The sequence below is a fragment of the Streptomyces sp. NPDC104761 genome, assembly GCF_055583445.1.
In genome coordinates this window covers 84,265-109,577 of record NZ_JBVJNZ010000007.1, presented here as the reverse complement: position 1 = coordinate 109,577, position 25,313 = coordinate 84,265, and the positions used below count along the sequence as shown (strand labels likewise).

Here is a 25,313-nt window from a genome sequence, read left to right as displayed (position 1 = left end):
TCACGGGGAGTCGGTGTCACATCGGGGGGCATTCTGTGGGCACTCGCGGTCGCGGGGGCAGCCGACGAGCAGGAGGCATGCGGTGTCGTCTCAGGGCGTTACGGTCGTGACTCTTCTGGCGGATCCGGATGCGCCGACGGAGATCGCGCAGCGCATGGCCCGGATGCTTCCTGACCGGCTGGCCGACAGGTCGGGCCAGGGACGACGATTCGACGTCGAGGTGGTCAGTGAGCCCTTCACCGCAGCGGCCGAGGACCCGCTCACCCTGATGCAGCGGATCAGGGACCGCGGAAGTGCGGGGAAGTGGGACATCGTCGTGGCCCTCACCGACCTCCCGCTGCACTCACATGGGCACAAGCTCGTGGTGGATCTGAGCCACGAACACGGCTTGGCGCTGCTGTCCCTTCCCACGCTGGGGGGCTTCCGGCTGCAGGCCAGGGCCCAGCGTGCCGTGGAAGAAGCCGTGCTCAGTCTGGCGGGCCCGCAGGCCACCGGGCCTGAGGGGACTCCTGGAAGTCAGCCGCCGCGCGGGCGTTTCGTCGGTCGTCTCGCGCCTGTCCGTCCGGGCAGGATCGGTGAGCAGGAGATCGCCGATCTGCGGTACGTCGTCAGCGGGCCGCGCGGTTACCTGAGGGTGCTCCTCGGCATGGTCCGCGCCAACCGGCCGTGGCGCCTGGTGCCGGGCTTGTCGAAAGCCCTGGCGGCCGCACTCGCCACGGGAGCGGTCGCCACCGTGAACTCCACCATCTGGATCCTGGCCACCTCCCTGAGCACGCCACGACTGGTGATCGCCACGGTCGGGTCTGTGGCGCTGATGATCGGCTGGCTGATCGTGGACGCGGACCTGTGGCATCGAACGGACGAGGTTTCGCCGGAGGCGAGGAACAAGGCGGCTCTCTACAACGCCTCGACGGTCGTGACCCTGGGTATCGGGGTGATCGTCTGCTATGTGGGTCTGGTGGTCATCAACCTGGTGTGGGCGCTGTTCATCCTCAACGACCGGCTGTTCGCTTCCACGACGCGAACGCCGCTGCACGCCACGGAGTACTGGACGCTGGCCTGGTTCGTCGCCTCGGTCGCCACGGTGGGCGGCGCGCTGGGATCGGGCCTGGAGAGCGACGAGGCGATCCGGGCAGCCGCCTACTCCAAGCGCGAACAGGAGCGTCGCACCGCGCTGCAGGACGACCAGGGTGCTTAGCGGGCGCTCAGCGGGTGGCCTCGGTCGCCGGCCGTGCCGTCGCCCGGTGGTCGTCCAGGTCCGGAGATTCCGCTGATCGGCCGGTACGTATGTGTTTCGTGTGTTTCGTACCGGGTCCGACGGGGACTCGCACGGAACGCCGCCGAAGCGCCCAAGCCCCTTCTGGCGGGCCCACGGCGGAGCCACCGTTCCACCTGATCCAGGTGAACGGCTCCCAGAGGCGTGTTGGAGCCCCGGACCCCGTCGCAGCACTTCCGAGAGTCAGGCTTCAGGCGCCCTCCCAGCGTCATGAGACGACATCTAGGGAAGTCATCATGAAAGCAGCGGTATACGAAGGCCCGCGAACGGTCACAGTGACGGACGTGCCGGACGCGAAGATCGAGCACCCCTGCGACATCATCGTCAAGATCACCACCACCAACATCTGCGGTTCGGACCTGCACATGTACGAGGGCCGCACCTCGTTCGAGTCCGGCCGCACCCTGGGACACGAGAACATGGGCCAGGTGGTGGAGGTCGGCTCGGCCGTCCGCAAGGTCCAGGTCGGTGAGTACGTGGTCCTGCCCTTCAACATCGCCTGCGGCTTCTGCAAGCAGTGCGAGCAGGGCCTGACCAACTACTGCCTGACCATGCAGCCGGAACCGGCTCTCGCGGGAGCCGCCTATGGGTTCGCCGACATGGGGCCCTACCAGGGCGGCCAGGCGGAGCTGCTGCGCGTGCCCTATGGTGACTTCAACGCGCTGCGTCTGGGCGAGGACGCCGCCGAGCGGCAGACCGACTACGTGATGCTCGCCGACATCTTCCCCACCGGCTATCACGCCACCGAGATGGCCCACGTCAAACCGGGCGACCAGACGATCGTCTTCGGGGCCGGTCCGGTCGGGCTGATGGCGACCTACTCCGCCCTCCTCAAGGGCGCCGGGCGCGTCTGGACGGCCGACCACCAGCCCGACCGGCTGCGCAAGGCCGAGGAGATCGGGGCCATCCCGATCAACACCGCCGAGCAGGACCCGACGGAGGTCGTCAAGGAGGCCACCCTCGGTCTGGGCGCCGACAACGGCTGCGAGTGCGTCGGCTACCAGGCGCACGACCCCCAGGGACACGAGGACGCCAGCCTCACGCTCAACGGACTGATCGACTCGGTCAGGTTCACGGGCGACATCGGCGTGGTGGGCGTGTTCCTGCCCCAGGACCCCGGTGGCGCGGAGGCCCAGGGGGAGCTGGAGGCGCAGGGCAAGGTCCCGATCGACTTCGGCATGATGTGGTTCAAGGGCCAGCGCATGGGGACCGGGCAGGCGCCGGTGAAGAGGTACAACCGGGCGCTGCGGGATCTGATCGCCGGCGGGAAGGCGAAGCCGAGTTTCGTCGTCTCCCACGAGCTCAGCCTGGACGAGGCCCCCACCGCCTATGAGCACTTCGATGCCCGTGACGAGGGGTGGACCAAGGTGGTCCTCCATCCGAACGGGCACGGGAACGGCCACAAGCGGTAGGAGCCCCGGGGCCGCCGTGCCCCGTGTCTTGCCTGGACCGGTCCGGGGGACGGGTGGCGATCCGCCCGTCCGCCGGACGCGGTGCCGGGGGCATCACGGCGCTCCGGCCGGACAATCACCGCGCTCCGGCCGGACCTGAACCGACAACGCGTGCCCGAACTCCGGCCTGGACGGCGGACGGCGGACGCTCAGCGATGTCCGCAGCGGCAGCACCCCGTCCAGCGGCTGCGGCCGCCGGCCGGTCAACGGGCCGCATGGGAGGCTTCCTTGCCCGACGGCTACCGGACCCCCACCGGGCCGACGCGACGCGGCAGAGCGCTCCGGCCGGGCGGACACCCGTGACGTGGCTGCGGGCCTTCGGGGAGGTCGTGCGCTCCGGGCTCACGATCGAGGAGACGCGCCTTGAGCCCCTGCTCGCGCTGCGCGCGGCCGCCGGGGTGGCGATCGTCATCGGGCCGGCGCTGTGGCTGGTCTCCCCTGCGTACGCCGCGTCCGCAGCCCTCGGCGCCTACTCCGCGGGCGGGGCCACCTTCCAGCGCACCTGGCGTCCGCGCAAGGTGATCGCGCTCGGCGCGGGCGCGGGTCTGGCGCTCAGCACCTTCGTGGGCTACCTGGCGGCGGGGCGACTCGTGACGTTCCTGCCGTTGCTGGCCGTATGGGCCTTTGCCGCGGGAATGGCGTGGGCCGTCGGATCGACCGCCGGGATCGTCGCGGCGACGACCGTGGGCAGCATGCTGGTGACCGTCACCCTGCCCACGAGCGTCGGGCGCGCCCTGGAACACGCGGGGGTCATCGCACTCGGGGGCGTGACGCAGGCCGTGCTGATCCTGCTGTTCCCGATCCGGCGTTGGGGAGCGCATCGTGACGCGCTCGCCGACGCCCTGGCCGCCGTCGCGGACTACGCCCGCCGGTTGCGGCACGACCCGACCGCCCCGTTCGACCCCGAGCCGTTGATGACGGCCCGGGACGCGGCTGCCGTGACGCCGTCACAGGCCCGCACCCGTCCCCCCGTGCTGCACGGCCCCCGGGGACTCGCCGAGCGCATCCGGCCGGTGGTCGCGGCGCTCGCCGACCCGGACGTCGGAGCCCCGGCGGAGGGGCCCGGACGGGACCGCGCGCGCGAGCTGCTCGACGCGGCCGCCGACGTCCTGGACGCGGCCGCACGTTCGATCCGCCGCGGCACTCCCGCCGAGGTGCGGCCCGAGAGCATGGACGCCCTGCGCGTCGACGAGGAGCACGAGGTGCTGGAGGGCCCCGCGCGGCAGGCCGCCGAGCAGCTCGCGGAACTGCTCGGCGAGGCATTGGAGATCGCCGGGTGCGGCTGCGCGCCCGGGAGGACGCCCACGCCCGGCCGCGCCGGCGCCCAGTTCCTCGTGCGCCCGACCATGCTCCGGCTGATCCCGGTCGTCATCCAAGCGGCCCGCCGTGAGTTCCGCCCCGACTCGCCGGTCTTCCGGCACGCCGTCCGCCTGGCGGCGGTGGCCGTGCTCGGCTATCTGATCGCCGCCCGGCTGCCCCTGGGCCACGGCTACTGGGCGCCCCTGGCCTCGGTGATGGTGATGCGTCCGGACTTCCACCGGACGTATGCGCGTGCGGTGGCCCGTTTCGCCGGGACCCTGGCGGGGGTCGCGCTCGCCACCGGGGTGGTGCGGGCCCTGGGCCCGGACGCCCATGTGTCCGCCGCGCTCGCGGTGGTCTCGGCGGGCCTGTCGTTCACGCTGAACCGTACCGGCTACGCCTACACCCAGTGCTTCACCGCCGCGTACGTCGTCTTCCTGCTCGGCATGGGCGGCCAGGCATGGGAGCAGACAGTCCCGGAGCGGGTGTTGCTCACCCTGCTCGGCGGGGTTCTGGCGATGCTGGCGTACGTGGTGTTCCCCGCATGGGAGACACCCCGGCTGCCGGGCCGGCTCGCGGACTGGCTCGCCGCGAACGGCCGCTACGCGGCCGCGGTGCTCCGCGACTACGCCGAACCGACCCGGGAACATCACGCCGCCATGCGCAGGGCACTGCTGGAGAGCAGGGAGGCCCGTGCCACCTGGCAGGAGGCATATGAACGGGCAAGGCAGGAACCGGTCCGTCCCAGGGGTCTGACGTCGCGCGAGGCGCAGGAGGCGCAGGAGGCGCTCAAGGGGTTCGGCCGGGCGGCGATGCTCATGGAGGGTCACGTCCCGCGGGCCGAAAGCCGTTCCGTCCCCGAGGCGGAGCGGTTCGCCGAGGCGCTGGAGACGGACACCGCGAAGGCGGCAGCCGCCGTGCGCGAGCACAGGAATCCGGACTGGGGACGCGTGGAGGAGGCGCTCCACGCGTGGAAGGAGGCCGCCGCCGGCAATGGGAGCCCGGTCGTGCGGCGCGAAGCGGAACTGCAGAAACGGGCCTTGGAAGACCTCGCGACTGCCGTGAGCCGCACACCCCTGGAACGGGACGTCGGCTCCGCTCGCGAGGAACAGCGGGTGCGGGCCGCCGCGGCGGCGGAAGGCGACGGATCAGGCCCCGCGCACCGGAGTGGGTGACGAAGTCGGCAGCGCGGCGCGCGGCACGCGGACACCCCGCCGCGTCGGGCGCGGCCGCACTTACCCCGCTGTCGCGGGCCGGTCGGGTTGTGGCGGCGGGCGCGTGCCCTGAGCGAGGCCGCCGTCGGCATCCACGCCACCGCGGCTGCACCGGCCCCTGCGGCTCGGCCGGTTGCTCAGAGCCAGTCCTTCCGCTTGAAGATGAAGTACGGACTGGTGCACACGACCGCCATCAGGACGATCGCGAAGGGGCATCCCAGCGCCCAGTGCAACTCCGGCATCTCCCTGAAGTTCCTCCCGTAGATCGTCCCGACCAGCGTCGGGGCGAACAGAATGGCCGCCCAGGAAGAGATCTTCCTGAAGCCGTCTACCTGGTGGCGCTGAACTGCGGCGATGCTGCTGGGAACGTCTCTGGCCTGCCGCGCCGCTCAAACTCCCCGGATTCTCCCCAGGGATGGCCCGAGCGGGGGCGGTGAGGCGTACTGGCGAAGCTGCTTCGGTGGGTTCGACGAGCACAGACGGTCGCTGCCCAGGGCTGGGGCGGATGTCGTGAACAGCCGCTGCCACGAGCCGCGTTCCCCGCTTGCGCGTTCGTGCGCCTACGGCAAGGTTTCGTCGACCTTGTAGATCATGCTGCGGATCAGGGTGAGCTCCTGGAGGCGGGCCGTATCGGCTGCGGCGGCGCGCCCCTCGGGGGAATCGAAAGCTGCACGGAGTTCCTCCATCGTGTCCCATTCCAGTTCGGCGATCAGGTGGTACGGTCCGCCGCCGCGGACGGCGACCGCGTCGCGGCCGAGCGTGTAGCGGCGCAGCCCCGGGAGCCTGCGCGCGAGGGGGAGGTGGATGTCGCGGTAGTGGCGGTCGAATGCCGCGGGGTCAGCCGGTGTCTCGTACAAGACGATGAAGCGGGCGGTCATGCGGCAACCCTGCGGTGGCGGGTGAGGACGACGGGGCCGACCTGTTCCGCCGACAGGCACTCCACCTCCGCATGCGGGCAGCCCGCGGGGAAGAGCCGGTCGCCGGTACCGAGGACGGTGGGAAACGTCAGAAGCCGGTACTCGTCGATCAGCTCCTCGGCCATCAGCTGGTGCACGATGCTGAGGCTGCCGGTGACGACCACATCGCGCCGCTCGTGCTTGACGGCGTCGACGACGTCGCCCTCCAGAATCCGCGAGTTCGCCCACGCCGCGGCGTCCGTGCCGCTCAACGTGCGGGAGGCGACCAGTTTCGGGGCGGCGTTCATGCGTGCGGCGAACGGGCCCTCACGTCCGGGCCACAGCCGCGAGAAGATCTGCCAGGTCGTACGCCCGAACAGCAGCACGCCGTCGTCCAGCGTGCGGCCGAGCCGGAACTTGTCCCCGTCGATGGCTTCCCGGCCGTGCCGCAGCGCCCAGCCGCCCAGCTGCGTCCCCTCCGAACCGGTGGGGTCGGACATGATCCCGTCCAAGGTGACGAACCCGATCACGATGATGCTCACAGCGATATTCCTCTCGCTCAGGTCGAGTGCTCACCGGTACATACCGGCGGCCCCCGCCCGGCTCATCGCTCCGGCGTGAAATCCCCCGCAGGAATGTGCCGCGGCAGCTCGAAGACGTCGAAGACGCCCGGATCGGCGAAGACGACGTTGTGCGCCACCAGGCCGCCGGTGACGGTGAGCACCTGGAGGGTGTGCAGCCGGTGCCCTCCGCCGGGCTGTGGCGCGTACGCCGCCAGCGCGGGCTGCCCGTTCGCCGTGAGCTCCCGCACGACCCAGCCGGTGCCGCGCATTCGGAAGACGCGTTCCAGGAACAGGCCGTAGTCGGTGCTGCCCCGGTACCACAGCGCAACCGGCGGCATCTCCAGGGTCGCGTCCTCGGCCAGCAGCTGTACCAGTGCGGGCACGTCGGCGGCCTCGAACGCCCGCACATACCGCTGCACCACGGCCCGCGCCCCGGGATCGTCCGGCTCACGCACCGTATCGGGACCGCCCGCGCCCGCGAGGGTGGCACGGGCTCGCTGCAGCGCGCTGTTGACCGCCGCCACCGTGGTCCCCAGCTGCCCGGCGACCTCGGCCGCGGTGAACCCCAGCACCTCCCGCAGCACCAGGACGGCGCGCTGCCGCGCCGGAAGCACCTGCACCGCCGCCACCCACGCCAGGCGCAGATCAACCCGCGCCTGGACATCCGACCGTGCATCAGGAAACGGCTCCAGCCAGGGGATACCGAGCGACGGTGTCAGTGCGGCGTCAGGGTCGTCGCTCGGCGCACCCAGCCCGGACGGCAGCGGGCGCCGGCCGCGCCCCTCCAGCGCGGTCAGGCACGCGTTCGTGGCGATCCGGTACAACCAGGTCCGCACCGACGCGCGCGCCGGGTCATACCGATCCCGGGCCTTCCAGGCACGCAACAGCGTCTCCTGAACCACATCCTCGGCCTCGTGGAACGAGCCCAGCATCCGGTAACAGAACGCGAGCAGTTCACCCCGGTACGACTCGAAGTCCACCAGCCCATCATGCCGTACGCCAGTCTCAGCCTGACATCCAATCCAGTCCGCCCAGATCGGCACGCTGCACCCGACTGACTTCGCCGTCGAAGGACAAAGGCTGCGGCCACCGCTGATCATCGGTGATGGACTCGCGGGGATTGCACGGCGGCCGGATCGACTCGCTCGGGCTGGACGAGAACGGCTCGCCGGTCATCGTCGAGTACCAGCGCGGCACGGATGCCGGGGTGATCAAACAGAGCCTGTTCTACCCGGCCTGGCTGATGGACCACCGCGCCGAGTTCGAGCACCTGGTATCCGCGTCTCGGCTGCTCCGGCGCGGAGCGCCGGAGACTCGGACCCGACCTCGCCCTGTCCCTGTACAGCCTTGCCCTTCGCTTCGCCAAAGTGGGTCAATTCGAGGAAGCGCTGGCCGTCGCGCAGGAATCTGTGACGATTTACCGTCGACTAGAGGTTGTCCCGTATGGGGCGTGAGTTATCCGGTGAGGGCCAGGTTGTGGAGCCGAGCGATGCCGAGCATGGCCTGGTGCACGCCGTTGCCCCTGAGCCGGCAGTCCCGCAGGATTTTCCAGTTCTTCAGCCGCGACAGGGCGTGTTCCACGCGTGCTCGCGCCCGGCGATGAATGGCATTCTCCGCTTCCTGGTGTGGACTGAGGTGCGTCTGACCTCGACGTTTGCGGTACGGGATGAGCAGGCCGGTGCCCTGGTATCCGCCGTCGGCGAGGGTCGGTACGCCGCGGCAGACCTGGTCGACGCCGGACTCCGAGAACGCCCGGCAGTCGTTGCGGCTGCCGGGCAGCGGCAGGCCGATCGCCACGGCGGCTGTTGGCATCGATGACAACCTGAAGGTTGGTCGAGTACCGGTAGTTCTTGCTCGACGCGGCCACGCTGCGATCACGGGTGGGCACCAGGGTGCCGTCGACGATGTAGACGGTGTCCTTGCGCGGCCGACGGGCCGGCGAGATGGCCAGCAAGGGCGCGAGGTGATCGAGGATGCGGTCGGCCGCAGACTTCGAGACCCCAAACAACGGTGCCACCTGCCGCAACGTGAGGTTCGTGCGCCAGTACGTCGCCACCAGCAACACCCGGTCCTCCAGTGGTAGCCGCCACGGCCGGCCGCGCTGTACGTCGCCACCGCGACGCCGCACCAACGCCACCAGCTTGGTGAACTGCGACTCGCTCAACCCGGAAAACGGCTCGATCCACTTCGGATCATCTGCTGAGATCACCCCACCCATGCCCAGCCAACGCACCAACCGCCCCACCGGTTACGGGACAACCTCAACCGCGACCAGGTCCGTTCCCGCCGCATCGTTCCCGCCGTCGCCCGACGCGGAACCCTGCACGGCACCGGCCCGGGTACCTACCGGTGGGTGGTCGTGCGCACAATCGCCTGGCTCCACGGCTTCCGCCAGCTCCGCATCCGCCGGGAACGACGCGCCGGCATCCACGAGGCCTTCCTCAAGTTCGCCTGCTGCCTGAGTAGTCACCACCAACTCATATCGTTGTGTTAGCCCCTGTAAACGGACGCCCGCCTACTACGCCGAAGCCCTGGGACCCGCCGAAAATAACTTCATGATCAGCATGCCGCTGACCAGCGGTGCCAAGAGGCTCACCACGCCAGTTGTTTCCCGACCACGCCCTGCGGTTGCGGCGCCAGTCGACACGGGTTAGATTCGCACTACACGCGCCAGCTCGTCTCTGGTTTCGCGTCCCGGACCCTCAGCACCTATTCGTGCAGCCCGGCGCGTTTCAACGGCCTCTCCGTGCGCTGCGTCCCCCATTCCGCAAGGCCGCTTCAGGTGTGCCCGTGGTTATGATCCATAGGATGGGTGAGAAGTGTGAAGGACTATCAGGTTGTCTTCGATCTCGATGATTCCGCCTATAGGGATGTATTCCAGGATCAGGTCATCGACCGGGGTTACAGAATAGAAGACCTCAGTGGCTACGAGGTAAATGGAGAGGCCCGCTTCGCAGCGATATTTGCGGAGGGTCACTACCGTGATCAATGGTCGAATCACTTCATGAGGGAGAGTGACTGGCTGGATTCGTTCCTGAAGAGAACTCAAGACGGGTACCAGCTCGTCCGCGATCATTCCTTTGAGGTGGCTGGCCAGAGGTTCTATTCAGTGCTTTGGGAGAACTTCGGATACAACGATACTTCGGCGTGGCTGCTTAGTCATGATCAGCGCCTCCAGCGATGGGGGCCTATGGTCGATGAGGCGCTCCGGGATGGATTCAGAATCGTCGATATCGACGGAAACCCGCTTATCGGCGCTGAGGAGACATTCAACGCCACCCAGCACGTCAACGACGGACGCGACTGGAAGATCACGTTCGACACCTTCGCCAGTTTCGTTCAGACTCGCGACAGCATGAAGAATCAGGGCTACCGTGCGGTGCGAGTCAGTGGCTTCAATAACGCCACCTCCTACGGTAAGGACTTCCAGTTCATTGTCGCGCTCTGGGAGAAAAATGACGGGCGAACTTGGACTGTATTCCACGATATCTCCCCGAGTGCGCTGATGGACACGATCAAGCAAGGGGATGCTCTGCAGCAGAGACTGACCAGCCTGAGAGGCTTCTCGCGTGGGCATGGGAGCGATGCTGTTCAAAGGTTCAATATCGTGTGCGAGAAGCGTGACGCGGATCCAGTAGTGGACACTATGGTCAAGCGCTTCATGAACCTTCATCAGGTCCCTGGAATGGCGCTCGCAGTATCTCAGTACGGAAAGCTTGTCTACTCACACGCATACGGATTCAGCGACCAGGCGAGGCGAACGCCGGCAACACCCAACACCCTGTTCCGGGTGGCTAGCTGCACCAAGCCAATCACGGCCGTGGCTGTTCTGCGCCTGGTGGAGCACAACCAACTCAAGCTCAGTGACCACGTCTTCGGGACAAACGGGATCCTCAGCCAGTACGTGACAGCGGATACCAGAGCGCACGCGATAACGGTTGAGGATCTCTTGCACCACACCAGCGGCGGATGGCCGAACGATGATAGTGACCCCATGTTTTCGAACTATTCAATGTCCAGGGATGAGCTCATAACTTGGACTCTAGGCCATACTTCTCTCACTCACGATCCACATACGACGTACATGTACTCCAACTTCGGATACTGTCTGCTTGGGCGCATCATAGAGAAGATCACGCGGCAAACCTATGAGAACCACGTTCGGACAGCCATTCTAGCTCCTTGTGGAATCACTGACATGCGGATCGCTGGCAATACTCTGGCGAACCGCCTCTCAGGGGAAGCTGTCTACTATGGCGAAGGCCATGACGACCCCTACGGCATACATATTCAACGGACAGACTCTCACGGCGGGTGGGTCGCCAGCGCACTCGACTTGCTACGCTTCGTCCTAAGAGTAAATGGCTACGCTGATCCGCCGCAAATACTGTCCACCGATGCCATGGCCGAGTACATGGTGACGCCTTCTGGACTCCTCGACAAGAAGGGCATAGACGAGCACTATGCCTGCGGATGGTGGATCCAGAATCGTGACTGGGTATGCAATGGCGACCTTCCCGGCACCACTGCCACGCTTGGCCGAGCCTCCGACGACGTCTGCCTGGCAGCTGTGATGAACACGCGCCGACGTTCGCCTGCACACCTAGACACGCCAGCAGGTCTTAGTCACCTAATGTGGGGCATACATGACGAGGTGGACTTCTGGCCTCCGGGATCCCCGATCTAACCACTGGCGGTGAGTGCTCAGGCAACAGGCGGGCTTGAGGAAGTCGTCGTGGATGTCGGCTCGTCTTTTTCAACGGATGCGGAGCCGGCTGAAGCCGTGCAGCCAAGCGATTGTGCGCACGACCACCCTCGGCTCCAGAACCTGGCCCTCACCGGATAACTAACGCCCCATACGGGACAACCTCTAGCCGGAAGGAATGCCGCCGCTCATCGAGTGGACCTTGCCGATGCCATGCAACTCGTCGAGGACATTTCAATAGAAGGCCGCGCCGTAAGGCGTATAGGGGGAGGTCGGGTACCTAAATGGCTTTTTCCCCGAAGGGGTTCTCAGTAGGGTTGGGGACTGGTGCAATGCCACCTCAACCAGTGAAACGCGCGGGACGCCGACGCCACCGTGCGGCACATACGAAAATACGGCAGGAACGCATCGCGTCCGTCGTACGCGCTGGAGGTGGCCCTGTCCAGCGACGACTACCCGGCTGAGCTGGCAGAGCGGTACGGCTGGGTCAACCGCACGGTCCCCGACGGCGAACTCGACGCGCTGGTCGACACCCTCGCCCGCCGGATCGCCTCCTTCGACAAGGAATCGATCGCCGCGGTCAAGCAGCAGGTCAACCGGTACACCCTGCCGTCCGCAGAGGACCTGCAGTCCTCCTACGACCTCTACATGCACTCATTCAACTGGCCGGGCTCCCAGCGCAGGCTTCCGGCCGCGCTCGCCGCCGGACGCAACCAGGCAGGCGACTACGAGATGCACCTGGGCTACTACCTCGGACGCCAGCCGGAAGGAGACACACAGTGAAGCTCGTGAACTGGGCCGCAACGGTCGGACAGGATCCGGCATGGCCTCCGAAGGAGGGCCGGACGACGGGTACGCCATCGACGCCGCCGGCTTCGACGCAACCCTGACCGGCGTCGACGATGTTGGGTCCGGCTGCGGCACGGGCGTCGATGAGCCGGGAGACCGCGGGGTCCGACGACACCGGGCCGAACACGTCGGGTTCAGCCCGCAGCATGGCGACATCGGCGAGGCAGTCCCCGCCCAGAGTCGCCGCGAGCGCGACATCCAGCAGGACCTTGCCCGGGTCGTGCACTGCCCGAGACCTACGCCACGGCGCCAATGCCGCCGATATCGCGGTGTCCAGGCCGGACTTGCGGACTGTCTCGACCAGCAGCACTGCCCCGGCCTGCGAGACCGCCCCGCTGCCACCGCCCTCGACGCGGACACGCGGGTACAACCCGATCGCTTGCTTACCTGGAGAGTGCTTCTTTCCGTGCAGCCAACAGGACCCTGGACAAGTCCGCTGGGGCTGCACGGGCGGGTGGGTTGGCGAGGCGGATGGTGGGTGGCTGCCGTGTCGTCGGCCGCGGTCCTCCGGCCGTTTGAGGCGGTAGCTGTGGTGGCGGGTCCGTTTACTCCGGCCTCGGCGGCGAGCTGGACGACGACTTGGGCTCCAATGGAGCGGGTCGGTGTGCCGGCCAGGAGGCGTTGCATAGCCGCTTGGATGGCGTCGCGTTCGGCTGTGCGGTTCGTGCTCACGGCCGGGGCTCCTGCCCCAGATTCTCCCCAGCGTCCTTGGCCGGGTCCTCTGACGACTGCCTCGGCTCCCGCGAGGCCCTGGCGTAAGCCCTCGTCGACCGGTTACTCAGAGCCAGTCCTTGCGCTTGAAGATGAAGTACAAACTAGTACACACGACCGCCATCAGGACGATGGCGAAGGGGTATCCGAGTGCCCAGTGCAACTCCGGCATCTCCCGGAAGTTCATCCCGTAGATCGTCCCGACCAGCGTCGGAGCGAACAGAATCGCTGCCCAGGAAGAGATCTTCTTGATCTCCTCGTTCTGTTCGAAGCCCGCCTCCGCCAACGCTCGCATCTCCGCGTTCTGTTGCTGGGTGACGAGGGTCGCGTTGACCGTGAGGATCTCGGTGAGGGCCTGGCGGAAGCCGTCCACGCGTTCGCTGATGTGGGTGACGTGGTCGGCGACGTCGCGGAGGTAGCGCTGGAGTTCCTCGTCGGTCTCGTACTTGGTGAAGCCGGCCATCAGGCCGTGCAGCATGCCGACGAGGGGGCGCGTCGCTCGCTGGAACTCCACCATCTCGCGCGAGAGTTCGTAGATGCGGCGGGACACCGACGGGTCGCCGCGGAAGACCTCCGTCTCGATCTCGTCGATGTCGTTCTGGACGCCCTCGACGACCGGGGCGTAGCCGTCGACCACCGCGTCGAGTATCGCGTAGAGGACGGCCTCCGGGCCGAGTTTGAGGAGGTCGGGGGAGTCCTCCATGCGGCGGCGGACCGCCGAGAGGTCCGGGGCCGCGCCGTGCCGGACCGTGATCACGAAGTCGGGGCCGACGAACACGTGCAGCTCGGCGAAGTCGACCTCCTCGGGCGCGTCCAGGTAGCGGGCGGCGCGCAGGACCACGAAGAGCGTGTCGCCGTACCGCTCCAGCTTCGGCCGCTGGTGGGCCTCCATCGCGTCCTCGACCGCGAGCGGGTGCAGGTCGAACTCGCTTGCAAGGGAGAGGAGTTCGTCCGAGGTGGGCCGGGCAAGGCCGATCCACGCCATGCCCGAGGGCGTGTCGCGCAGTTCGCGGTAGGTCTCCGCGAGGGTCGCCGGGGCCGACACCCGCACCCCGTCGCTGTACAGCGCCGCCTCCACGATGCTCGGCGGCTCGGCGGACTCCCCGCCCGACGCGGACGCCGCCGCCGGCAGCTCGGCCGTGTCGTCGTGCTCCTGCGACAGGGCGCGACGCCAGACGGACCTTCTGGTGCCCCGGCCGTTCCGGCCGTTCGCGGTGTTCTTCGAGGCCGGGCTGGGGCGTCGCTCGGACATCGCGGCCGCCTCTCGGTGGAGCCAGTATCGGCGTGAGCTGTGTGATCCGCGTGGTCGGAGTGATCACACGTGATCGATGAGTCTCGTCGCAGGATATACGGGGCATACGGGCCCGGCGGAGGGAACGAGGACGGGATTCGGTGAGAGATGCGGTGCGATCGAGGACAAGTGCTGTCCTCATTCGGCGTTAGCGTGCCCGGTATGAAGAACCAGCCGTCCGGCCCGGTCCTCGGCACCCGCGCCCTCAACCGCGCCACCCTCGACCGCCAGCTCCTGCTGCGCCGCTCGTCCCGGTCGGCGAAGGAGACCGTGGCGCACCTCGTCGGCCTCCAGGCGCAGAACGTCAAGCCGCCGTACTACGCCCTCGCCGCCCGCCTCGACGGCTTCACCCCCGAACAGCTCTCCGGGCTGATGGCCGACCGGGAGGTGGTCCGGATCGTCACCCTGCGGTCGACCATCCACACCCACACCGCCGCCGACGCGCTGACCCTGCGCCCGTTGGTCCAGCCCGCCCGGACCCGGGAGCTGGCCGCCTTCCGCAAGGGGCTGGCCGGTGTCGACCTGGACCGGCTCGCCGCGCTCACCAGGGACCTTGTCGAGGCCGAGCCCCGCACCATGGCCGGGCTGCGGGAGGCGCTGCACGCCGAATGGCCGGACGCCGACCCGCAGTCCCTCGCCGTCGCCGCCCGCTGCACCCTGCCCCTCGTCCAGGTCACCCCGCGCGGACTGTGGGGCCGGTCCGGGCAGGTCGCCCTCACCACCGCCGAGCACTGGCTCGGCCGCCCTGTCGAGCCGGCCTCCGTCCTCGACACCGCGGCCGCCACGGACACCGCGGTCCTGCGCTACCTCGCCGCCTTCGGCCCGGCCTCCGTCAGGGACATGCAGACCTGGGCCGGACTGACCCGGCTCGGCGCGGCCTTCGAACGGCTGCGGCCCCGCCTCCTCACCTTCCGGGCCGAGACCGGTGCCGAACTCTTCGACCTTCCCGCCGCCCCCCGCCCCGACCCCGCGACCCCGGCCCCGCCCCGCTTCCTCCCCGAGTTCGACAACCTGCTCCTCTCCCACGCCGACCGCACCCGCGTCGTGCGCCCCGAGCACCGTGGCCGTGCCTGGCGGGGCAACCAGGCCCACCGCACCCTGCTCGTGGACGGTTTCCTGGCCGGCGTGTGGAAGCTGACGGAGAACGCCCTGGTCGTCGAGACCTTCGAGCCGCCACGCGGCGGGGCTGCCGAGCGGGCCGCGATCCTTGCGGAGGGCGAGCGGATGCTGGCCACCCTGCACCCCGGTGAGCAGTACGACGTCCGGTTCGGGACCGTCGTGGCGCAGACGGGGTGATGAGGGGGCGGCGCATCCGCCCGACCACCGGCGCGCCGCCGGAGGCGCTGCCCCACCGCAGCGGACTTCGCCAGGACCCGCTTAGAGTCGGGGCCATGGAACTGCGGCAGCTCAGCTACTTCGTCGCCGTCGCCGAGGAACTGCACTTCGGGCGGGCCGCCGAGCGCCTGCACATCGTGCAGTCGGCCGTCAGCCAGCAGATCCAGCGTCTTGAACGGGAACTGGGCGCCGAACTGTTCGACCGCTCGCCGCGCCGGGTCCGGCTCACCGGTGCGGGGGAGCGGCTGCTGCCCGAGGCGCGGGCGGTGCTGGCGGCGGCCGAGCGGGCGCGGGCCGCGGTCGCCGCGCCGGCCGGCCTGCGGATCGGGACCAGTACGGGACTCGGCGCCCACCTGGACCGGGTGCTGGACGCGTTCGCGCGCCGCGCGCCCGGCGTGCCCGTCGAGCTCTTCTCACTGCCTGCCGCGGAACGCCTCGCCCGGGTCGCGGGGGGCCGCCTGGACGCGGCGTTCGTCCGGGCCGTCGAGCCCGTGCCCGGCGTCCGGGTCCGGCCGCTGTGGCCCGACCCCCTGGTGGCCGCCGTCCCCGCCACCCACCCCCTCGCCGGCCGCGCCGAGATCGGCGTCGAAGAACTGGCCGGCCTCCGCCTCGCGCTCGTTGAGCGCCGTGCCAACCCCGCCCTCGTCGACCTGGTCGTCGGCGCCTGCCGCGAGGCCGGCTTCGAGCCGCTGCCCGGACCGTCGACCGGTTCCCTCCAGGACACCCTCGCCAGCATCGGCACCTTCCCCCACTCTCGGCTTCGCTCGAGCGGGGGGACCCCCATGCTCTGGACGGTCGTGTACGCGTCCCACGCGTGCGTGCTGCACAGCCCCCGGGTCGCCTTCGTGCCGTTCCGGGCACCGGGCCTGGCCCTCACCACGGGCCTCGCCGTGCCCGCGGCCGCCCCCTCCCCGCACCTGGCCGACCTGCTCCTGGCCTGCGGCGATCACGGAAGCTGATCGCTGCGGTCGGGATCTGCTCCTTGGCCGCGGACGCCAGGCGCGATGGACTGGACCCATCGAACAGGACCGAACGGGGCTCCCGGCAGCACTGCGGACAGGACCCCGAACGGGCCACCCACTCGAAGGAGTTCAGCGATGCCGATCGTCACCGTCCAGCAGGGACCCCGCGACCCCGAACTCAAGCGGGACCTCGTCCGGCGCGTCACCGGCGCGTTCGTCGACGCGTACAAGATCCCCGCCGAGACCGTGCAGGTCTGGATCCACGAGGTCCCGGCCGACAGCTGGGGTGCCGCGGGGAAGCTCACCGCGGACAGGTAGGCACCCGCATGGATAGGGGGCGCTGCGGGCTGCTCGTGGTAGCCCGCAACGCCCCCTGGTCACTCACCCGAGGGATGCTCGGGAGACCTTCTGGTTATGAGTTGACCTGCGCGGTCACCAGGTTCGAGAAGGTGGTCAGCCGGGTGTAGACACCCGGGTAACCGGCCTCCGCGCACCCCTCTCCCCAGGAAGTGATCCCTGCCAGGACGCCCCCGATGAGCAGGGGACCGCCGCTGTCGCCCTGGCAGGTGTCTACGCCGCCGGACGTGTATCCGGCGCAAACCATGTCGGTCTGGACGAAGTCCGAACCGTAGGAGCTCTTGCAGCTGGAGTCGGACACGATCGGGACGGTCGCGGTCCGCAGCTGGTTGGAGGAGCTGCCGTTCTCCGAGGTGGTGCCCCAGCCGAGGATGCGGGCCGTGGTGCCGGCCGCGTACACGCTCGTCTGGGAGGACGTCACGTACGACGCCGGGGTGTACGACATCGCCGTCGAGAGCGTCAGGACGGCCACGTCGTCGCCGTTGGTGGCGTCCGTGTAGTCCGGGTTGATCCAGATCTTGCTGACCTTGCTGACCGTGCCGTTGGTGCCGTTGAGGTACGTGCGGCCGCCGACCACGCGGACGCCGCTCGCCGACTCGCCCTCCATGCAGTGCGCGGCGGTCACCACCTTGGTGGCCGACACCAGGGTGCCGCCGCAGAACTGGCTGCCGGACGCGTCCGTGATCTGCATCATGAACGGGTACGCGGTCGTGGTCGTCGTGGTGCCGCCGACGATCGGCTGGGGGGCGGCTGACGCGGTGGGGGACGCGATCAGCGCGGTCGCCGCGGCGGCGGCGGTGGCCACCAGGACTGCGGCGGACTTTCTTGCGCGGTGGTGCCCGAACATGAGTCTCCTCAGTGGGGGTTGCCGGTGGGGGTCGCGCGGGTGTGGGGGGTGCAGCACGGGGGTCGCGGGACCGACCCCCGTATGCCCGGGCGAGCGGCACATCCATAAGCTAGGACCCGGAACCCCACCCTCCCAATGAGGGAACCCCCTAGGGGGATGGGGGAGGGAAAACCCTCGGTCCGCCTCAGTTAACCGGGAGCGTTCTCACTTCGCGCGTCGTCCCGCGGCCAAACGGACTATGTCCACGCGGGATCGGATGCCCAGCTTGCGGTAGACCCGGGTGAGCGTGGCCTCCACCGTCTTGACGCTGATGAACAGCCGGGCGGCGATCTCCCGGTTGGTGGCGCCCTCCATGACCAGCGCGGCGACCTGACGCTCCATCGCGGCCAGCCCGTCCAGGGCGTCGAGCGCGGCGGGTGCCTCGACCGGCGGCTCCGGCGCGGAGACGGCCTCGTCCACCTGCCGCAGCCACGGCAGCGCCCGGCACCGCCTGAACAGCCGGGTGGCCTCGTCGAACGCGGTCGGGGAGCGCCTTTCGCGCAGCACGGCCAGGGCGAAGGCGGCCCGCGCCTCCTCCAGGCCGTGGCCCAGTTGGGCGAACCGGTCCTGAGCCGAGGTCAGCAGGGCGACGGCGGTGTCGCGTTCCCCGTGCGCGGCCCGGACCAGCGCCTCGGCCCGGTCGAGCGCGGCCAGGACACTCTCCCGGCCGAGTCTGAGCGCGTGCTGACGGGTGACGTCGATGACGTCCTGCGCCTCGGCGGGTTCACCCACCCGGACGAGTGCCTCCGCGAGGTCGCCCTGCCAGCGGCCGCGGGCCGGGTCGGTGATGCCGAGGCTCTGCTCCAGCTCCCGCACCCGGCGCAGCGAGCGGACCGTGCCCGCCGGGTCGCCCGCCACCAACTGGGCGTATCCGAGGGCGCCCAGGGCCCGGGACAGGTACATCGTGTCACCGTCCTGCTCGGCGTGCTCCACCGCCTCCCGGGCCAGTGCCAGGCCCCGGTCCACGTCGCCGCCGGACGCCTCGGCCAGCGAGGTGAGCATCGCGGAGGCGGTCTCACCGATCCCGGAGTCGTGGGCGAGGCGCAGGCCCTCCCGGGCCAGGTCGAGGGCGCGCCCGCAGTGCCCGGAGCGCAGCTCGGTCTCGGCGAGCCCGCGCAGGAAGTGCACCTCGCTCTCCACCTGCCCGCGCCTGCGGACCTCGCGCAGCAGGGCGGTGACGGTGGTGCGCGCCTCGGCCAGCTGGTCGCCCATCACCAGCCAGCGGAACCTGGCGCTGCCCGCCCCGTTGTGGTGGCAGGCCACGTACGGGTCCTGTGGCTCCTTCAGGGCGCGCTTGATGGTGGCGGGCGCCGCCGGATGGCCCATCAGGGTCTCGACCTGGGCCTGGAGGGAGAGCGCGAGGAGTTCGGTGCGCCGGTCGCCGCCCTCGGCCGCGAGGTCCGCGGAGTGCGCCGCCGCCTGCCGGGCCTCGGTGAAGTCGCCGCCCACGATCAGTGCCCGCCAGGCCAGCTGGTAGTGGACCTTGCCGAGCAGCCGCGGGTCGTCGCCGGCGTCGGCGAGGGCGTGCGGGAAGGCCGCGTCGACCTCGGTCATGGTGTGGCCGGCGGAGTCGATCACCAGGATCCAGGCCCGCACCCGGTCCGCCGGCCGGGTGGCGTGCGTGAGCACCTCGCGGGCGATGTCCTGGGCGAGGTCGATCTCGCCCGCGCTGGTCGCGTCCTCGGCCGCCTGGAGCCGGCGTTCGTCCGGGGTGGGCGTGTGGTCGCCGGGGGTGTGCCGGGCGGCGAGCAGGCCGATCTGCGCGGCCACCGAGGGGGCGCCGCGGTCCCGTGCCTCGGTCGCGGCCTCGGCGAGCCGGTCGGCGACCTCCGGGTCGGTGCCGGTGGTGGCCAGCGCCAGGTGCCGGGCCCGCTCGATCGGGTCGGAGGCGGCCGTGGACAGCGCCGCGTGCGCGGCCCGGCGCTCCTGGGCCGGCGCCTCCGCGTACAGCGCGGCGGAGATGAGGGGGTGCGCGAACCGTACGGCGGGTCCCTCCGGCTCGGTGGCCAGCAGCCCCAGTTCGGCCGCCTGGGCGCACTCGGCCTCGGCGTTCTCCCGGCCGGCCGCGTGCAGCAGGGCGTGGGTGGGGCGGGCGCCGGCGCTGGCCACCAGCAGGGTGCGGCGGGCCTCGACGGAGAGCATGTCGAGGCGGCTGAGCACCAGGGCGCGCAGCGAGGTCGGCACCGGCAGCGGCTCGCCGGGGCGGGGCGGGGTCGGGTTCTCGGCGAGGGCGCGGCCCAGTTCGAGGGCGAACAGCGGGTTGCCGCCGCTGGTGCGGTGGATCTCCCGGACCGTGGACCGGCTCAGCCCGGTGTGGCCGCGGTGGTCGAGGAGGTCGGAGACCTGCTTGCGGTTGAGCGCGCCGAGGCGGACGGCGACGGTGTCCGGGGGCGACGCGCGTAGGTGACGGTCGTACTCCTGGCCCTCGGTGCGGACCGCGCTGAGCAGTTGGACCGGGGTGCCGCCGAGGCGGCGGGCCGCGAAGCCGAGGAGTTCGGCGCTGGCCGGATCCAGCCACTGGAGGTCGTCGGCGACGATCAGTACGGGCCCCTCGGCGGCCAGCGCGCGCAGCGTGGACAGCACGGCGAGGCGCAGGGCGAGGCCGTCGCGCTGGAGGGTGGACTCGCCGCGGCCGGTGAGGGCCGACTCCAGGGCGGTGCGCTGGGCGCCGGGCAGATGGGCGGAGACGTCGTCGAGGACCAGGCCGAAGAGGTCGGCGAGGGCGAGAAACGGAAGATGGGATTCGGACTCCGTGGCCGAGCAGCGCAGCACGGTGCGGGCGGTCCCGGCGTATTCCGCGTCCAGCGCCCGCAGGACGGTCGATTTACCTATTCCGGCGGGCCCGTGCAGGAGGACGCTGCCCCCCGAGGCGAGCTGCTCCCGGGCGGCCGCGAGCAGCTCCGCCCGGCCGATGACCAGGTCGGGGCGGCATCTGGCAGGCTCCTGGAAGTCCCGTCGCACGGTCACCGCTCCCCTCGTGTGTCGTGTCCGGGCCAAATTCTAGGCAATGAACCCTGAAATCCGGCCGAACGGCGTGGTGAGGGAAATAACAGGGGCTTCGCATAGGGCAATTCACCGCGCGTCCGCATGAATGGAATGGGTCCCCTCCGGCTATGGCAACACCCCCGTCCGACGAGCCGCCGACACCGCCTCCCCCCGGGTGTGCGCGCCCAGTTTCCGCATCGCGGAGCGCAGGTAGCCCTTGACCGTCTCGGTCCGCAGCCCCAGCCGCTCGGCCACCGCCGCGTTGGTCGCCCCCGCCGCCACCCACGTCAGCACGTCCACCTCCCGGGGCGCCAGCACCGCCTCCGCCTCCGCAACCGGCGCCGGCGCGGTCAGCAGCCCGCAGGCGGCCAGCAGTTCGGCGCGCAGCCCCGGGTCGGTGATCCGCGGCGCCAGGGCCCGCAGCGCGGCATGCGCCTCCCTCACCTGCTCCCAGGCGGTCCCCCGCTCCGTCACCGCACCCGGTGCCGGCCGCGCCGCCGCCAGCAGCCCCCTGGCCTCGTCCTGCACGACCAGCGCCTGCTCCACGTCCCGGGCCGCCGCCACCGCCGCGCCCAGCGTGCGGTCGCCCAGCGGCTGGGCGGTGCGCAGCGCGCCGTACAGCACGCCCCGCACCCGGCGCCGTACCACCACCGGTACCGCGAGCACCGAGCGGAGGCCCTCGGCCGCCACCGGGATGTCGTACTCGTGGCTGATCTGCCGCGAGGCCGAGTAGTCGACGACCGCGCAGGGGCGGGCCAGGGCCACCGCCCTGCCGCCCAGACCGTTTCCCGAGGTGACCGCGAGCGAGCGCAGCGAGGCCGTGTTGGTCCCGGTCAGCTCACTGATCCGGACCTGTGTCCGGCCCGCCTCGACCAGCCCGCCGAAGGCGATCGGAAGCCCGGTGGTGCGCCGGAGTCTGGACAGCGCACCACGTATCTCCAGCGCCCCCGCGACCTCTGCTGCCACCTGTCCTGCCCCTTCGACCCCGGCCTTGTGCGGTCCACACCCCCGTTCGGGGGTAGTGAGACCTGCATCACGGATTACACGATGCCAGAGAGCCGCCCGGCAATGGTCCGGTACTGAAGGAGACGCGAATGACGAGTGCGACGGAGGACTTCCGCAGGGCACGGGACTTCCTGCTGGAACACCGTGCGGACTACGCCACCGCCTACGAGGGCTTCGAGTGGCCGCGTCCGGACCACTTCAACTGGGCGCTGGACTGGTTCGACGTCATCGCCGAGGGCAACGAACGCACCGCCCTGCACATCGTCGAGGAGGACGGCTCGGAGACGAAGCTGTCCTTCGCCGAGCTGTCCGAGCGCTCCGACCGGGTCGCGAACCACCTGCGCGCGCGGGGCGTCGAGCCGGAGGACCGCATCCTGGTCATGCTCGGGAACCAGGCCGAGCTGTGGGAGACCGCGCTGGCCGCGATGAAGCTGCGGGCCGTGGTCATCCCGGCCACCCCGCTGCTCGGCCCGGCCGACCTGCGCGACCGCGTCGACCGGGGCCGGGTGAAGCACGTGGTCGTGCGGGCCGAGGACGCCGCCAAGTTCACCGAGGTGCCGGGCGGGTACACGCGGATCGCCGTGGGCGGGCTGCCGCCGTCGGAGGCGGGGCCCTGGGAGCCGTACGAGGACGCGTACACCGCCTCGGCCGACTTCGTCCCCGACGGCCCCACCCTCGCCGACGACCCGCTGATGCTCTACTTCACCTCGGGCACCACCGCCCGCCCCAAGCTGGTCGAGCACACCCACACCTCGTACCCGATCGGGCACCTGGCGACCATGTACTGGATCGGCCTCAAGCCCGGTGACGTGCACCTGAACATCTCCTCGCCGGGCTGGGCCAAGCACGCCTGGTCGAACCTCTTCGCCCCCTGGAACGCCGAGGCGACGGTCTTCATCCACAACTACGCGCGCTTCGACGCGGGCCGGCTGATGGCAGAGATGGACCGGCACGGCGTGACGTCCTTCTGCGCCCCGCCGACGGTGTGGCGCATGCTCATCCAGGCGGACCTGAGCCGGCTGGCGACCCCGCCCCGCGAGGTGGTGGCGGCGGGCGAGCCGCTCAACCCCGAGGTGATCGAGCAGGTGCGGCGGGCCTGGGGCGTGACCGTCCGGGACGGGTTCGGGCAGACCGAGACGGCCGTGCAGGTCTCCAACAGCCCCGGGCAGCCCCTGAAGACCGGGTCGATGGGCCGCCCCAGCCCGGGGTACCGGGTGGAGCTGCTCGACCCGGTCAGCGGCGCCCCCGGAGCGGCGGAGGGCGAGATCGCGCTCGACCTGTCGGCGCTGCCGGTGGGCCTGATGACCGGCTACCACGGGGACGCGGACCGTACGGCGGAGGCGATGGCCGGCGGCTACTACCGCACCGGCGACATCGGCTCCCGCGACGAGGACGGTTACCTCACGTACGTCGGCCGCGCCGACGACGTGTTCAAGGCGTCCGACTACAAGATCAGCCCGTTCGAGCTGGAGAGCGCGCTCCTGGAGCACGAGGCGGTGGCCGAGGCGGCCGTCGTGCCCGCGCCGGACGACCTGCGCCTTTCCGTGCCCAAGGCGTACATCGTCCTGGCGGCGGGCTGGGAGCCGGGCCCGGACACCGCGAAGGTGCTCTTCGAGCACTCCCGGCAGGTTCTGGCGCCCTACAAGCGGGTCCGGCGGCTGGAGTTCGCCCCGCTGCCCAAGACCGTGTCCGGGAAGATCCGCCGGATCGAGCTGCGCGAGGCCACGGCCGCCGGCTCGGCCGCCGAGTACCGCGAGGAGGACTTCCGGTGAACTCGTCGTACACCCAAGGGTCCTACGCGCACGGCACCAGCGGCACCACGCTGCTCGGCGACACCATCGGGGCCAACCTGGACCGGGCCGTCGCCACCTGGCCGGACCGCGAGGCGCTGGTGGACGTACCGACCGGCAGGCGCTGGACGTACGCGCGGTTCTCCGCCGACGTCGACCGGCTGGCGTACGCGCTGCTCGCGAGCGGGGTCGCCAAGGGCGACCGGGTGGGCATCTGGGCGGTCAACTGCGCCGAGTGGGTGCTGGTGCAGTACGCCACCGCGCGGATCGGCGCGATCATGGTCAACATCAACCCGGCCTACCGCACCCACGAGGTCGAGTACGTCCTCAACCAGGCCGGGATCTCCCTGCTGTTCGCCTCGCTCCGGCACAAGGGCAGCGACTACCGGGCGATGGTGGAGGAAGTGCGGGGCAGGTGCCCCGAGCTGCGGGAGACCTTCTACGTCGGCGACCCGAGCTGGGACGCCCTGACCGCGCGCGGGAGCGCCGACAGGGCCCCCGAACTGGCAGCCAGAGCGGCCGAGTTGTCCTGCGACGACGCCATCAACATCCAGTACACCTCGGGCACCACCGGCTTCCCGAAGGGCGCCACCCTCTCCCACCACAACATCCTCAACAACGGCTACTTCGTTGGCGAGTTGATCGCCTACACGGAGCAGGACCGGATCTGCATCCCGGTCCCCTTCTACCACTGCTTCGGCATGGTGATGGGCAACCTGGCCGCCACCTCGCACGGCGCCTGCATGGTGATCCCGGCCCCGTCCTTCGATCCGCAGGCCACCCTGGAGGCGGTCCAGCGGGAGCGCTGCACCTCGCTGTACGGCGTCCCGACCATGTTCATCGCGGAGCTGAACCTCCCCGACTTCGCGTCGTACGACCTCTCCACCCTGCGCACCGGCATCATGGCGGGCTCGCCCTGCCCGGTCGAGGTGATGAAGCGGGTGGTCGCCGAGATGCACATGGCGGAGGTCTCCATCTGCTACGGCATGACGGAGACGTCACCGGTCTCGCTCCAGACCCGGAGGGACGACGACCTGGAACACCGCACCGGCACGGTCGGCCGGGTACTGCCGCACCTGGAGGTCAAGGTCGTCGACCCGGCCACCGGGGTCACCCTGCCGCGGGGCACCTCGGGCGAGCTGTGCACCCGCGGCTACAGCGTGATGCTCGGCTACTGGAACGAGCCCGGGAAGACCGCGGAGGCCGTCGACGCCGGCCGCTGGATGCACACCGGCGACCTGGCGCTGATGCGCGAGGACGGCTACGTGGAGATCGTCGGCCGCATCAAGGACATGATCATCCGGGGCGGCGAGAACATCTACCCGCGCGAGATCGAGGAGTTCCTCTACGCCCACCCCAAGGTCCGGGACGTCCAGGTGGTCGGGGTGCCGCACGAGAAGTACGGCGAGGAGGTCCTCGCCTGCGTCATCCCGCACGACCCGGCCGCCCCGCCCACCCTGGACGACCTCCGCGCCTTCTGCGCGGGCCGCCTCGCCCACTACAAGGTGCCGACCCGCATCCAGATCCTGGAGACCTTCCCCATGACGGTCTCGGGTAAGGTCCGCAAGATCGAACTGAGGGAGAAATACAGCGCCCCGTAGGGGCGCGGGGCTGTACCGATGTGCGGCTCCGCCGCGTGGGCGTGGGGAGGCCCCCCCCGCCCGAAGATGCTCCCGCACCCCAAACACCCCACCCCCCGGCGCCCCCCTTTGCCCGCTTGGGGGTTCCCACTCAAGCC

The 25,313-nt window shown here is 70.2% G+C and carries 18 protein-coding genes and 5 pseudogenes; 12 read left to right on the top strand and 11 right to left on the bottom strand.

The genetic code is table 11. The annotated features are described in order from the left end of the window. Positions 1–106 precede the first annotated feature (106 nt). The 3 genes from ACZ63F_RS20375 (at position 107) to ACZ63F_RS20365 (ending at position 5,201) form a co-directional block, all read left to right on the top strand. The gene (locus ACZ63F_RS20375) at positions 107–1,198 is read left to right on the top strand and encodes a hypothetical protein (protein ID WP_469712667.1); all 1,092 of its coding nucleotides are present in this window, start codon (positions 107–109) and stop codon (positions 1,196–1,198) included. Positions 1,199–1,512: 314 nt separating this feature from the next. Then, entirely contained in the window at positions 1,513–2,688 is a 1,176-nt protein-coding gene (locus ACZ63F_RS20370; protein WP_469712666.1) for a glutathione-independent formaldehyde dehydrogenase, read from the top strand. Between the two features lie 338 nt (positions 2,689–3,026). Beyond that, a complete protein-coding gene (locus ACZ63F_RS20365) occupies positions 3,027–5,201 on the top strand; it encodes an FUSC family protein (protein WP_469712665.1) in 2,175 nt (724 codons plus the stop codon). A gap of 176 nt (positions 5,202–5,377) precedes the next feature. Here the strand turns inward: ACZ63F_RS20365 and ACZ63F_RS20360 are convergent, their stop codons facing one another. From ACZ63F_RS20360 to ACZ63F_RS20345, 4 genes are all read right to left on the bottom strand, one after another. Next, on the bottom strand, positions 5,378–5,596 hold the full coding sequence (locus ACZ63F_RS20360) for a CorA family divalent cation transporter (protein WP_469713073.1): 219 nt from the start codon (positions 5,594–5,596) through the stop codon (positions 5,378–5,380). A gap of 204 nt (positions 5,597–5,800) precedes the next feature. Next, entirely contained in the window at positions 5,801–6,118 is a 318-nt protein-coding gene (locus tag ACZ63F_RS20355; protein ID WP_469712664.1) for an EthD family reductase, read from the bottom strand. Beyond that, complete coding sequence (locus tag ACZ63F_RS20350) at positions 6,115–6,678, bottom strand: dihydrofolate reductase family protein (protein WP_469712663.1); 564 nt, start codon at positions 6,676–6,678, stop codon at positions 6,115–6,117. Before ACZ63F_RS20350 ends, ACZ63F_RS20355 begins: the two co-directional genes overlap by 4 nt. A 62-nt stretch (positions 6,679–6,740) precedes the next feature. Beyond that, on the bottom strand, positions 6,741–7,736 hold the full coding sequence (locus tag ACZ63F_RS20345; protein WP_469713071.1) for a sigma-70 family RNA polymerase sigma factor: 996 nt from the start codon (positions 7,734–7,736) through the stop codon (positions 6,741–6,743). A gap of 68 nt (positions 7,737–7,804) precedes the next feature. Between ACZ63F_RS20345 and ACZ63F_RS20340 the strand changes: the two are divergent. Beyond that, a pseudogene (locus ACZ63F_RS20340) lies at positions 7,805–7,975 on the top strand (DUF5655 domain-containing protein); the annotation flags it as partial. Positions 7,976–8,154: 179 nt separating this feature from the next. On the opposite strand, the pseudogene ACZ63F_RS20335 reads toward ACZ63F_RS20340, so the two are convergent. Further along, a pseudogene (locus ACZ63F_RS20335) lies at positions 8,155–8,917 on the bottom strand (transposase). 60 nt (positions 8,918–8,977) lie between these two features. On the opposite strand from ACZ63F_RS20335, the pseudogene ACZ63F_RS20330 reads away from it, so the two are divergent. Both ACZ63F_RS20330 and ACZ63F_RS20325 read left to right on the top strand, forming a co-directional pair. Further along, a pseudogene (locus tag ACZ63F_RS20330) lies at positions 8,978–9,193 on the top strand (IS5/IS1182 family transposase); the annotation flags it as partial. Positions 9,194–9,520: 327 nt separating this feature from the next. After that, positions 9,521–11,386, top strand: a complete 1,866-nt coding sequence (locus ACZ63F_RS20325) for a serine hydrolase (protein ID WP_469712661.1) — start codon at positions 9,521–9,523, stop codon at positions 11,384–11,386. Here the strand turns inward: ACZ63F_RS20325 and ACZ63F_RS20320 are convergent. After that, positions 11,330–11,512: pseudogene (locus ACZ63F_RS20320) on the bottom strand (hypothetical protein); the annotation flags it as partial. The gene ACZ63F_RS20325 and the pseudogene ACZ63F_RS20320 sit on opposite strands and share 57 nt — an antisense overlap. 267 nt (positions 11,513–11,779) lie before the next feature. On the opposite strand from ACZ63F_RS20320, the gene ACZ63F_RS20315 reads away from it, so the two are divergent. After that, positions 11,780–12,187 (top strand): enoyl-CoA hydratase/isomerase family protein, encoded by a 408-nt coding sequence (locus ACZ63F_RS20315; RefSeq protein ID WP_469712660.1) that lies wholly within the window; start codon positions 11,780–11,782, stop codon positions 12,185–12,187. Between the two features lie 109 nt (positions 12,188–12,296). Here the strand turns inward: ACZ63F_RS20315 and ACZ63F_RS20310 are convergent. Next, positions 12,297–12,665 (bottom strand): annotated as a pseudogene (locus ACZ63F_RS20310) (transposase); the annotation flags it as partial. A 366-nt stretch (positions 12,666–13,031) separates the two neighbouring features. Next, the gene (locus ACZ63F_RS20305) at positions 13,032–14,216 is read right to left on the bottom strand and encodes a magnesium and cobalt transport protein CorA (protein ID WP_469712659.1); all 1,185 of its coding nucleotides are present in this window, start codon (positions 14,214–14,216) and stop codon (positions 13,032–13,034) included. Positions 14,217–14,417: 201 nt separating this feature from the next. On the opposite strand from ACZ63F_RS20305, the gene ACZ63F_RS20300 reads away from it, so the two are divergent. The 3 genes from ACZ63F_RS20300 (at position 14,418) to dmpI (ending at position 16,870) form a co-directional block, all read left to right on the top strand. Beyond that, entirely contained in the window at positions 14,418–15,551 is a 1,134-nt protein-coding gene (locus ACZ63F_RS20300) for a winged helix DNA-binding domain-containing protein (protein ID WP_469712657.1), read from the top strand. Positions 15,552–15,646: 95 nt separating this feature from the next. Continuing rightward, on the top strand, positions 15,647–16,549 hold the full coding sequence (locus tag ACZ63F_RS20295; protein ID WP_469712655.1) for a LysR family transcriptional regulator: 903 nt from the start codon (positions 15,647–15,649) through the stop codon (positions 16,547–16,549). A 138-nt stretch (positions 16,550–16,687) separates the two neighbouring features. Then, entirely contained in the window at positions 16,688–16,870 is a 183-nt protein-coding gene (gene dmpI, locus ACZ63F_RS20290) for a 4-oxalocrotonate tautomerase DmpI (protein WP_469712653.1), read from the top strand. 94 nt (positions 16,871–16,964) lie between these two features. Here the strand turns inward: dmpI and ACZ63F_RS20285 are convergent, their stop codons facing one another. The 3 genes from ACZ63F_RS20285 to ACZ63F_RS20275 all read right to left on the bottom strand — a co-directional run bounded on the left by ACZ63F_RS20285 (position 16,965) and on the right by ACZ63F_RS20275 (position 21,746). Beyond that, positions 16,965–17,756, bottom strand: a complete 792-nt coding sequence (locus ACZ63F_RS20285) for a S1 family peptidase (RefSeq protein ID WP_352358987.1) — start codon at positions 17,754–17,756, stop codon at positions 16,965–16,967. A gap of 204 nt (positions 17,757–17,960) precedes the next feature. Next, entirely contained in the window at positions 17,961–20,762 is a 2,802-nt protein-coding gene (locus tag ACZ63F_RS20280; RefSeq protein ID WP_469712651.1) for a helix-turn-helix transcriptional regulator, read from the bottom strand. A 144-nt stretch (positions 20,763–20,906) separates the two neighbouring features. After that, positions 20,907–21,746: a helix-turn-helix transcriptional regulator gene (locus ACZ63F_RS20275; protein ID WP_469712650.1), complete on the bottom strand. Its 840-nt coding sequence runs from the start codon at positions 21,744–21,746 to the stop codon at positions 20,907–20,909. 128 nt (positions 21,747–21,874) lie between these two features. Between ACZ63F_RS20275 and ACZ63F_RS20270 the strand changes: the two genes are divergently transcribed. Together ACZ63F_RS20270 and ACZ63F_RS20265 are read left to right on the top strand one after the other, a co-directional pair. Then, positions 21,875–23,557, top strand: coding sequence for an AMP-binding protein (locus tag ACZ63F_RS20270; RefSeq protein ID WP_469712648.1), 1,683 nt, complete (start codon positions 21,875–21,877; stop codon positions 23,555–23,557). After that, positions 23,554–25,176: an AMP-binding protein gene (locus ACZ63F_RS20265; protein WP_469712647.1), complete on the top strand. Its 1,623-nt coding sequence runs from the start codon at positions 23,554–23,556 to the stop codon at positions 25,174–25,176. The genes ACZ63F_RS20270 and ACZ63F_RS20265 overlap by 4 nt, the downstream gene beginning before the upstream one ends. The last annotated feature ends 137 nt before the right edge of the window (positions 25,177–25,313 follow it).